Source organism: Carboxylicivirga sp., assembly GCF_982718395.1.
The window spans coordinates 1-10,684 of record NZ_CEXQWX010000191.1; the positions used below are offsets into that span (position 1 = coordinate 1).

General features: G+C 40.2%; 12 protein-coding genes, 1 tRNA gene and 1 pseudogene. 10 read left to right on the forward strand and 4 right to left on the reverse strand.

What is annotated here, in order from left to right:
- Nucleotides 1-107 precede the first annotated feature (107 nt).
- Nucleotides 108-181 (reverse strand) — tRNA-Thr (locus AC4MRQ_RS22410).
- Between the two features lie 319 nt (nt 182-500).
- Between AC4MRQ_RS22410 and AC4MRQ_RS22415 the strand changes: the two genes are divergently transcribed.
- Genes AC4MRQ_RS22415 through AC4MRQ_RS22425 form a run of 3 tightly spaced genes read left to right on the forward strand, consistent with a single transcriptional unit; the run spans nt 501 to nt 2,762 of the window.
- Nucleotides 501-1,088 (forward strand): DUF4199 domain-containing protein, encoded by a 588-nt coding sequence (locus AC4MRQ_RS22415; RefSeq protein ID WP_491199961.1) that lies wholly within the window; start codon nt 501-503, stop codon nt 1,086-1,088.
- A gap of 4 nt (nt 1,089-1,092) precedes the next feature.
- Nucleotides 1,093-2,043 carry a glycosyltransferase family 2 protein gene (locus AC4MRQ_RS22420; RefSeq protein WP_491199962.1) on the forward strand — a complete coding sequence of 317 codons (951 nt, stop codon included), beginning with the start codon at nt 1,093-1,095 and terminating at the stop codon, nt 2,041-2,043.
- Nucleotides 2,043-2,762 (forward strand): class I SAM-dependent methyltransferase, encoded by a 720-nt coding sequence (locus AC4MRQ_RS22425; RefSeq protein ID WP_491199963.1) that lies wholly within the window; start codon nt 2,043-2,045, stop codon nt 2,760-2,762. The genes AC4MRQ_RS22420 and AC4MRQ_RS22425 overlap by 1 nt, the downstream gene beginning before the upstream one ends.
- A gap of 116 nt (nt 2,763-2,878) precedes the next feature.
- On the opposite strand, the gene AC4MRQ_RS22430 is transcribed toward AC4MRQ_RS22425, so the two are convergent.
- From AC4MRQ_RS22430 to AC4MRQ_RS22440, 3 genes are all read right to left on the reverse strand, one after another.
- A complete protein-coding gene (locus AC4MRQ_RS22430; protein WP_491199964.1) occupies nt 2,879-3,340 on the reverse strand; it encodes an NUDIX hydrolase in 462 nt (153 codons plus the stop codon).
- Nucleotides 3,341-3,415: 75 nt separating this feature from the next.
- Nucleotides 3,416-4,318: a tRNA (adenosine(37)-N6)-dimethylallyltransferase MiaA gene (gene miaA / locus AC4MRQ_RS22435; RefSeq protein ID WP_491199965.1), complete on the reverse strand. Its 903-nt coding sequence runs from the start codon at nt 4,316-4,318 to the stop codon at nt 3,416-3,418.
- 5 nt (nt 4,319-4,323) lie between these two features.
- Nucleotides 4,324-4,872 (reverse strand): IS1096 element passenger TnpR family protein, encoded by a 549-nt coding sequence (locus tag AC4MRQ_RS22440; protein WP_491199966.1) that lies wholly within the window; start codon nt 4,870-4,872, stop codon nt 4,324-4,326.
- Between the two features lie 139 nt (nt 4,873-5,011).
- Here AC4MRQ_RS22440 and AC4MRQ_RS22445 point away from each other — a divergent pair, with 139 nt between their 5' ends.
- The 7 genes and pseudogenes from AC4MRQ_RS22445 to AC4MRQ_RS22475 all read left to right on the forward strand — a co-directional run.
- Nucleotides 5,012-5,491 carry a DUF302 domain-containing protein gene (locus tag AC4MRQ_RS22445; protein ID WP_491199967.1) on the forward strand — a complete coding sequence of 160 codons (480 nt, stop codon included), beginning with the start codon at nt 5,012-5,014 and terminating at the stop codon, nt 5,489-5,491.
- 136 nt (nt 5,492-5,627) lie between these two features.
- Nucleotides 5,628-6,056, forward strand: a complete 429-nt coding sequence (locus tag AC4MRQ_RS22450) for a c-type cytochrome (RefSeq protein ID WP_491199968.1) — start codon at nt 5,628-5,630, stop codon at nt 6,054-6,056.
- 70 nt (nt 6,057-6,126) lie between these two features.
- The gene (locus tag AC4MRQ_RS22455; RefSeq protein WP_491199969.1) at nt 6,127-7,368 is read left to right on the forward strand and encodes a PLP-dependent transferase; all 1,242 of its coding nucleotides are present in this window, start codon (nt 6,127-6,129) and stop codon (nt 7,366-7,368) included.
- 3 nt (nt 7,369-7,371) lie between these two features.
- Nucleotides 7,372-8,535, forward strand: coding sequence for a BamA/TamA family outer membrane protein (locus AC4MRQ_RS22460; protein ID WP_491199970.1), 1,164 nt, complete (start codon nt 7,372-7,374; stop codon nt 8,533-8,535).
- 209 nt (nt 8,536-8,744) lie between these two features.
- Nucleotides 8,745-9,164, forward strand: coding sequence for an RrF2 family transcriptional regulator (locus AC4MRQ_RS22465; RefSeq protein WP_491199971.1), 420 nt, complete (start codon nt 8,745-8,747; stop codon nt 9,162-9,164).
- Between the two features lie 12 nt (nt 9,165-9,176).
- Nucleotides 9,177-10,100 (forward strand): cysteine synthase A, encoded by a 924-nt coding sequence (gene cysK / locus AC4MRQ_RS22470; protein ID WP_491199972.1) that lies wholly within the window; start codon nt 9,177-9,179, stop codon nt 10,098-10,100.
- Nucleotides 10,101-10,362: 262 nt separating this feature from the next.
- Nucleotides 10,363-10,684 (forward strand): annotated as a pseudogene (locus AC4MRQ_RS22475) (hypothetical protein); the annotation flags it as partial.

Sequence of the window (10,684 nt, forward strand, 5' to 3'; positions counted from 1 at the left end):
ACATAAGTCAGCGGAGTTACAGTCCGCCCCAGTTGGCCACTTTGGTATCTCCCCATCAATTACTTTCAATATTTTTAATTCTTTCTCACAACTCGTTTGTTGTTGAGAGCCTGTGGAGGGACTCGAACCCCCGACCTGCTGATTACAAATCAGCTGCTCTAGCCAGCTGAGCTACACAGGCGGGTGGGTAAGCTACCCATATCGCACTGCTACAACCGTCTACCCTTGCTGCCGCCAGGCCCTGGGGGAGTTCAACAGGAGCTAGTCGTATGAGACTTACCCGTTTCTTTGTGATTGCGGATGCAAAAGTATAACATTTCCCATTACGTGCAAATATTAAGGAGCACTTTTTTTGCGTTAAATATCTAAAGTGGTGAAAATGAAAAGCAAAATTTTTCATTTTAGTTGCTCCGATGGTCGTGAGAAATTAATTAATCATGTATCCGGTGTGTTTAAAAGGATATTTGTATTTTAGATGGCGATAACTTAAAAACTAAATTATGGAAAACGAAAACAATGCCCCAACGAAAAGTTGGATTAATAATGGGGTGATTTTTGGCGCTGTATTAGTTGCCATGAGTGTATTAATGTACGTTATTGTTGATCTTGAGAAAATCTCTTTAATGGGATTTGCCGGTATTGGAATTGTATTCGGTATTCTTCCGGTAATCATTGGGCTGATTATCATCATCCGGAATTACAGAAAGGAACTCGGTGGTTTTATGACGCTAAAGCAGGGCATGCTTTACGGAACCTATACTACATTTGTAGCTGCTGTAATTGTTGCTATTTATAGTCTCGCGTTTAATAATTTTATTGATCCCGATTACGTGAAAAAAACGCAAGAGGCTGTTATGGAAAAGACATACAATTTTATGGAATCGAGTGGCGTTCCTCAGGATGCAATTGATGAGCAAATCGGAAAGATGGAGGAAAAAATGCAGAAAGAGATTGATAATGCAAAATTAATCTCTCCTTTAAAGTCGATTCTATATACAACTATTATGGGTTTTGTAATTTCTCTTATCTTAGCAGCTATATTTAAGAAACAGCGCCCAATGTTTGAGAGCGCTGAAGTAACAGAGTAAGTTTATGGATTTATCGATCGTCGTTCCTTTATTCAATGAGGAAGAATCAATAAAAGAATTATATACTTGGATTCAGCGGGTGATGAGCCCGCTGAATTGGTCTTATGAGGTCATTTTTGTGGATGATGGCAGTACAGATACCTCGTGGCAGGTTATTGAGAACCTTAAGTCTGAATCAGAACAGGTAAAAGGTATTCGCTTTCGTCGTAATTACGGCAAGTCGGCAGGTTTGTACTGTGGCTTTGAAGTAGCCAAAGGTGATGTGGTCATTACCATGGATGCTGATTTGCAGGATAGCCCGGAGGAGATTCCCGAGTTGGTTCGAATGGTAAAGGAAGAGAATTATGACATTGTCAGTGGTTGGAAAAAGAAACGTTACGATCCGATAGGAAAAACATTACCAAGTAAGCTGTTTAATCGAACCGTGCGAATGGTTTCAGGAATCAAACTACACGATTTCAATTGTGGACTGAAAGCCTACAAAAACGATGTTATTAAAAACATAGAGGTGTATGGCGAAATGCATCGCTACATTCCTCTTATTGCCAAGCAAGCGGGTTTTAACCGCATTGGCGAAAAGGTAGTACAGCATCAGGAGCGCAAATACGGCGTTTCGAAGTTTGGCATTGAGCGCACCATCAAAGGCTTTTTGGATTTACTGTCCGTTACTTTTATCTCGAAATTTGGTAAGCGTCCAATGCATTTATTCGGTGCATTGGGAACCTTGATGTTTGTTGTCGGTTTCTTGTCATCACTATGGCTGGGAGCAATTAAGCTGTGGCACGTGTATCACAATGTGGCGGCACGATTAGTAACCGATAGTCCCTATTTTTACATTGCATTGGCCAGTATGATTATTGGAACACAATTGTTTTTAGCTGGCTTTTTGGCTGAGCTGGTTTCACGTAATAGTCATGTACGGAATAATTACCATATCTCAGAAAGGATTGACTAATGGCTTTTTACAGCAAAATAGTAGAGGCATACGATGCCATTTTTCCATTGAACCAAAAGCAATTGGAATTTGTGCAGGAAGCATGTGATGGCTCACTGACATCGAAAAACATACTGGACATTGGTTGTGGAACTGGATCACTATCCATTGCCATGGCTCGGCAGAGTGCTAAGGTACGGGCCTTTGATTACGACCCCGAGATGGTGGCAAAAGCCAATGAAAAGCGACCACAAGCCCTCGACCTTCAATTTCAACAAGGCGATATGCGACTTGTGACTGACTATTACCAACCCATGTTATTTGATGCCGCCTTGTGTTTTGGAAATACCTTGGTACACCTTGATTCAACGGACGAAGTGGGGGAGATGGTGAAAAGTGTAGCTGACAGGTTAAAACCTGGTGGTAAATTTCTATTACAAATCGTTAATTACGATCGCGTTTTAAACGATCAAGTCAAAAGTCTGCCTACTATAGAAACGGAAGATTACACTTTTGTACGTAACTATATCCATCGGCCGGACGGTAAAATTGATTTTAATACCATACTTAAGACAGAGACAGATGATGCTGAAAGCACACATCCTTTGTTGGCTATCACCCAAAAACAATTGGAGAGTTTGTTAAACCCTTATTTTACTCAGCTTAAGTTTTACGGCGCTTTTAATCGCCAATCATGGGAAGCTGATACTTTCCATTGTGTGGTTGAGGCGGTGAAGTAAGTAGTTGTATTGTTTAGGTGGTTGTTAATTTGTCGATTTGATGAGTCGTTGATTTGGTTTTTGTTTCCAAATTGTTTTGGGTTGGATTTGGTGTTTACTTTATCGCCTTTTTGTATTCAACCAGTAGCTTTTAACTTCTTCTTTAGCAATTCCACCACCTTTTTATCAATTGGAAAAGTAAACTTGTCAACATCTAAGTTATTTATCGCAACCCACCGGAACGCTTGTGCACCTTCTTCTTCAGGTATGGCATTAACTTCAGATGTCGTTGAAATTTCTTCTGAGTGTGGATAATCAGCCAGGTAATAAATACTCAATAGCTGCATGTTTTCAAAAAATAAAGCCTTTTGAAAATAGTCGGTAGTATAGAAATGGCTCTTGATTTCAACCTCAATTCCCAGCTCTTCCCTGAACTCCCGTTTCAGGCAATCAATGGTGCCTTCACCATATTCGAGACCACCACCGGGGAATTTAGTCATGTAAGTACCCATCCGGTATTCATCGGTCACAAGCACTTCATTTTGCCTGTTAATCAATAAACCGTAAACGCGAATGTTGAAGAGGGCGGAACTATTCATGAGCAATAAAAACACCGGGCCTTTTAAGTGTGTAAACCGCGAGCAAGGATTTTGCTACAGGCCCGGTGGGTTAAACTAAATAAGTTTGTTATCAACAAATTTAATAATTTCTTCCTTTTGTGCCGGATGAAACCAGTTGATTTCTTTATCGCGTCTGAACCACGATAACTGGCGCTTGGCATATCGGCGCGAATTGCGTTTGATTAGTTCAATGGCTTTATCGGCATCATATTCACCATCCCAATGGGCAAAAATCTCTTTATATCCCACAGTGTTTAAAGCATTGATATGTTTGAGGTGGTAAAACGAACGGGCTTCTTCAAATAAACCATCTTTGACCATCATGTCCACACGCTGGTTGATACGTTCATACAGTTCATCCCGATCCATATCTAAGCCAATCTTCAGAATATTAAAAGGTCGCTTGCGAGCCGAGTTGGTACGTAACGAACTGTAGGGTTGACCTGTCATCAGGCACACTTCAACAGCATGCATTACCCGCTTGTGGTTCTTAAGGTCCACCTGCTCATAAAAAACAGGATCAAGCATTTTTAATCGGCGGCGAACAGCTTCCAGTCCCTCGTTATTATATAAGTCCATAACTTCCTGACGTAGTTCGGGATCAATAGTAGGTAATTCATCAATGCCTTTGCAGACAGCATCGACATACATCATAGAGCCGCCGGTCATCAACATCTGATCGTGTGTGACAAACTGTTTTTCGAGTAATTTTAATACATCTTGTTCAAACTCGTAGGCGTTGTAATAATCGTTGACCGAGTGAGTGGCCACCATATGGTGCTTAACGATGGCAAGCTGTTCGGGAGTAGGAGCAGCCGTACCAATTTTTAGTTCTTTAAAAATCTGGCGACTGTCAGATGATATAATTCCAGTGTTAAGGTGTCTGGCCAGTTGTAGGCATAATTCTGTTTTGCCGATGCCTGTCGGCCCAATAAGTACAATTAGTGTTTTGGTCATTACTATTAATATTGATCGGCCAAATCATCAAAGTTAATATCCCCATCTAAATCATCAAGTTCATCAAACTTCATCGAGTCTAAAGAACCATCAAATTCATCATCAAACTGATCCAACGATGCTTTTTTCATATCACCACTTAAATCACCAATCATAATTTGCTGAGGAGCTTCTCCTTCATTACGATAACAATTGGCCTTTTCCAATTTACCTTTAGCTATTTGAATAACTTCCATAAAGAAGGCCCGCTCCGAAAAGAAATCAAACACATATAACATTCGCTGTCCTTCCTCATACAGATAGTCAGAAATTAAAGTTTCCTGCATAACCTTTAGTAGCGGGGAGTCGCTGTCGGTCATGTCAAATAAAGTAATTTCCATTTCTTTATTCCACTCACTGTCGGTCGTAAAGAAGGAGGCCATTTGAGTGGCATCATAATTTAATACTTCCTGAATGCATTGATGGAGATCGGCAAACGTTAAGGCGTCGTCAATGGCAATTTCTTTAACGAAGTTCTCCACTTCGCTTGAAAGTAATCGTAAATAAATAATCATCGTACCAGGTTTTCGTTGAATGGGTCAGAACAGCAAAAATATGAAAAATAACACTCATGTAATACGTTTAGATAAGTAAAAGGTTTAAACATTGACAAATATAGATTTGTTAGTTAGTGGAAAATAAATAATTAATCACATGGAACGATTTATTTATATAATTGTAGGTTTATTGCTGGGTGCTGTAATAGCCATTGTTGTTGTTCGAAATATGGCTCCCAAAATGATGATCATTGAGAGTAAAAGCCAATACAATTTTGAAGAGACTTTAACCAGGCTACAGGACGCAGTTGATAAGAATGGATGGAAAACGCCTCATGTCCATGATTTGCAAGCCACCATGGCAAAGTTTAATTACGATGTGAAGAAGGTAAAAGTGATGGAGGTATGTAAGCCTGATATTGCCCAGCAGATTCTGACAAAGGACGATGAGCGGGTTGCTTCTGCAATGATGCCGTGCAGGATATCGGTTTACGAAAAAAGTGATGGCAATGTATATGTGTCGCGACTGAATAGTGTTAAAATGGGCGGATTATTTGGTGGTGTTATCGAACAAGCTATGGATGTTGCCGGTAACGAAAGTGAAATAATTATACAATCAGTTGTTGTGACAAATTAAAGACTGATTGGGTATTCATGGGATTTTATATTTGTCGTCCGACTAAATTGCTTTAATATTTATTAGTTGGTTGACGAATAATGCGTTAATTTGAGATTCTTCTAATAGGGATTAGAATTTTAAAATGTTAATAATAATGCAAAAAATATTATTTGCTATAGCCATAGCATTAGGGCTGATGGCTTGCGGATCATCCGGTTCTAAGAAGAAAGAGACGGGGAGTAATACCGAAATTGTGAAAAGTGCCGAAAACCACCCGGGAGCAATTACCTATAAGCGTCATTGTAATGTGTGTCATCAGAAAGATGCAGGAGGTATTCCGGGGATGTATCCGCCGTTGGCAAAAAACAAAGTTGTTTCAGGTGACAAAGGGCCACTTATTGAAATTTTGCTAAATGGTATGAGTGGCGAAATAGAAGTAAATGGTGAAATATATAATGGTGTGATGGCAAGTTACAGAACTTTGTCAGATAAGGAGCTTGCTGATGTTCTTAACTATTTACGTTCAGGTTTTGGCAATTCGGGCGATGAAATACTACCTGATGACGTAAAGGCACTTCGATAGTAGTTGCTGTTATTATTTCCTTATTTTTATGCCGCAAAACATAATCAGTTTCTGATAAACACAACCATTGATGAACGACAATAAAAAGGGATTTATAACCCGCTCTTTACATACCAGATTTCCCAAGGATGATGCTTATAATGCCCTGCACATGCCAGTGTATGATGGAGTGGCATATGAGTTTGAAAGTGCTGAAGATATTGCCGAAACTTTTTCTGGTAAGAAGTTCGCCCACGCTTATTCACGTACCTCAAACCCTACCGTTGAGTATTTCGAGAGAAAGCTTATGGCAGTAACCGATGCACATGACGTTGTTGCTTTGGCTTCAGGGATGGCTGCGATTTCCAATGTGCTGTTAAGTCTGGTGGAACAAGGTGGAAATGTGATTGCTTCTAACCAATTGTTTGGACATTCTTATGCCTTGTTAAAGCGAACATTGCCATCAATGGGAATAGAAGTACGTTTTGCAGATATGACGGATGGGGAGAAGGTGAAATCGTTGACAGATGAAAGCACCCGTGTTTATTTCTTTGAGACTATAACCAATCCTCAGTTGGAGATTGTCGATCTGGAGAAACTGAGCCAATTGGCTAAGCAAAATAGTGTAGCAGTAGTTTGCGACAGTACCGTAACACCACCTTACGTATTTAATTCAAAGCAATTTGGTGTTGATGTTGAAGTGATGTCGACCACAAAATTTATCTCAGGTGGAGCCGCTGCCTTTGGAGGTGTTGTACTCGATAATGGCAGTTTCGACTATACTCAGCTACCGGCTCTTAGTTGGTGGTCAGAGAAATTTGGAAAGGATGCTTTGGTTGCACGCATCCGGAAAGAAATTTTCAGACACCTGGGCGCTACAATGACGGCTCATACGGCTCATTTTATGAACCTTGGATTGGATGTTATGCCATTGCGTATCGATCGATGTATTGAAAATTGTTTGCACTTAGGGCAATTTTTTGAGCAACACCAACGTATTATATCTTACAATTATCCTGGTATTAAGGGGAAGAAAGGTTATGAGCTGGCACAAAAACAGTTTAGTGGTAAGCCGGGAGCTGTTATGACCTTTGATCTGGAATCGAAGGAGGATTGCTTTAAATTTTATAATCGTCTGAAGGTGATGCGAAAAGCTACCAATTTAAATGATAATAAAACGCTTGTTATTCATCCTGAATCAACGATCTACGCCGAATTTTCTGATAGAGAAAAGGCTGATATGGGTGTAAGGCCAACGATGATACGTTTATCTGTTGGTATTGAAGAAGTGGAGGATTTAATAGCAGATTTCACTCAGGCACTGCAATATTGATACATGCGAAGGAAATTAGGATTTTTAGGAGCGCTGCTAATCTTGTGCTCGGGAATATATGCGCAGGAAGAAGTTATAAAAGATTCAACCAATGGCACTTTAGCTGAGCAGGCTGCCATTTTAGTGGAAGAAATAATTGACAAGGTCACCATCGAGCGTGGACGTAGTACCTTGTCGTTTTACCCGATGTCAGGTTACTCACCCCGTACGGGTTTTGAGGTTGGTTTAATGCCTGTTTGGCGTATAAAGCCTCTGAATGAAGAAGCATGCGAGTTTTACCGACCAACTACTATTGCACCATCCGTAAAGATATCAACCAAAGGAATGTATGAGTTTGAAATTGATGCGCTGGTATTTACATCCAAGCGCTGGATGTACATCTCTAAGTTTCAGTATTTGTTCCTGCCCGATGAGTTTTATGGAATTGGCAACCAGCAAAAAGATCCACCATATTCAAGTTACGATATTAATCGTATTGCTTTTAAAAGTGATATCTTAAAGGGATTGAATGCCAGCTGGTTCTTAGGTGTCAGATTAGATATTAATTACGATGAATTTACCAGTATTGAAGGTGATTTGTTAAATCCATCAATAGTTGGCTATAGGGGAGGCTGGGCAAATGGTATTGGACCGGGACTTGCATTCGATAATCGGGATGACCAACTATATCCTACAAAAGGATGGTTTGTTCTGTTTTCAGCCGCTGTTTATGACAGGTTAGTAGGTAGCGATTATAGCTTTACGACCGGTAATCTGGATGTTCGTAAGTTTATTTCTCTTAAAAGTGATGAATCAATTCTTGGCTTTCAGGCAATGATCAACACCACATCAGGAGATGTACCCTTTTATAAACTATCGTCGATTGGAGGAAAACGCATGCTGCGCGGGATTGCCCACCCATATCGGTATATTGATAAACATTCATGGTTTGCTCAGGCTGAATGGCGACGTCACATCTGGTGGCGATTAGGTGGTGTAGTTTTTGCAGGTGCCGGTAAAGTGTCACCTAAGTTTTTCCAATCTCCTTTCACCGATTTGCATATTGTTTCAGGTGGTGGTCTTCGTTTCAAAGTTCTTCCCGATGAAGGTCTTAATTTCCGGATTGACTTCGGAATTTCTAATCATGGTGACACCGGAGTTTATTTTACTATCAGAGAGGCTTTTTAATTAATTCCTACTATTCTCCTTGTTTTATTCCTACTAAAATAATAGGAAAGACACTGATTTATCTAAAATTAATATTTTGGCTATATAGTTGATGTATAGTGTATTACTCAATATCCTATTGATTAAATAGGATAAAAAAGTGTTCTATTATTTGCAGGAGGTAATTAACTGGTTCATATTTGCTAATGGAAAAAGCAAAATAGTAGGATATGTTTCCAAAGAAAGTACATTATGGCTTACGGTTTTTATTAACCCTCTCAGGTCTGGCAGAAGGAAGTCATCTGGGAGTGGCAGAAATAGCTGATCGAGAGAACTTATCGGTAAAATTTCTGGAAGCCATTGCTGTTGCCCTGCGAAAAGGAGACATTGTTGATGTAAGACGAGGAGCCGGTGGTGGCTATAGCCTTGCTAAACCATTAAAGGAGATAACCTTATACGAGATAGTGTTGATCCTGGATGAAAAGCTGGACAAAGAAATCGTAACAGAAGGAAGCAATACAGAGAAGGCAGTGGGGCGGTTCCTGACAAGCGTTCGTAATGATTATGGACGATTACTTCGCCGGATAACACTTGAAAAACTTCGAAACTACTATGCTGACGAAAATGAAAGAATAATGTATTACATATAAACCATTGAAACCATGAGTAAGATTGCACAGAATGTGATAGAATTAATAGGAAAAACGCCATTAGTAAAGGTTAATCGTTTAACCAACGGAGCACAGGCCGAAGTGGTTGCAAAGCTTGAGTTTTACAACCCGGCCAGTTCAGTTAAAGATCGCATTGCCTATTCAATGATAAACGATGCTGAGCAAAAAGGTTTGCTTGATAAGGAAACAGTAATTGTTGAACCTACCAGTGGTAACACAGGCGTTGGACTGGCATTTGTAGCAGCAGTTAAGGGCTACCGTTTGATTTTAACAATGCCTGAAAGCATGAGCATTGAACGTCGTAAGTTGTTAGTGAAGTTTGGTGCAGAACTGGTTTTAACACCTGCTGAAAAGGGCATGAAAGGTGCTATTGAACGGGCAGATGAGATTGCGCAGGAATTGCCAAAGTCCTTTATTCCTCAACAGTTTAATAACGAAGCCAACCCGGCCATTCACCGATGCACAACGGCAGAAGAGATATGGGAAGATACCGACGGTGAAATTGACATTTTTGTTGCAGGTATTGGTACAGGTGGTACTATTACAGGTGTGGGCGAGATACTTAAGGAACGCAAGCCTGATGTGAAGATTGTAGCTGTAGAACCGGAGGCGTCGCCAGTATTATCAGGGGGACAGCCAGGGCCGCATAAAATTCAGGGAATTGGTGCCGGCTTTATTCCGAATGTTCTAAATACAGATATATTTGATGAGGTGATTAAGGTGTCCAATGAAGCAGCTGTTGATTTAGCTAATAAAGCGGCAAAGCAAGAAGGTATCTTATGTGGTTATTCATCAGGTGCAGCATTATATGCGGCCATTGAAGTAGCAAATCGCCCCGAAAATGCTGGTAAGCGCATTGTAGTGGTACTGCCCGACACAGGCGAAAGATACCTGAGCAGTTTTAATATTGACTGATAGCAGTCAGTTTTTCTTGAAATATTAACAATTAATTCCTTTCGTGAGGTGAGCAGCCACCTTACGAAAAGGGAATCAACACACCCCAAAGTATAAAAACCATATTGTTAATCAAGCAATCACAAGCTGTCTGTCTTTGCCGAATGCCCTGCCGGGCTTAGTTTTATCAGCCGGTAGTTCATCCGGTTCTCCGCAGATTTTATTAGTTAATAAGTAACGATTCAGTTACTGTTCATTGTATTACAATTAAATACGATATAAGATGTCACATCATATAAATACAGGAGTTTTACCAGAAAACTTGTTAGGGGAAGCCAATGAGTTGGTTCATAAACTATCTAAGGAGCAGATACTTTGGCTTGGAGGTTATTTGTCAGGAGTTGGTTTGGCAGAGACAAAATCTACTGCTGATACACAACCAACGGGAGTTAATGGCGCAGTTGCTACAAATGGAAATGGCAGCGTTGGTTCTGTAACGGTATTGCTGGGTTCCCATTCTGGTAACGGGAAATTAATTGCCAAACATTTATCGGGCTTTGCACAGCAAAATCAGCTAAATGTTGAAGTTCGCAACATGGCAGATT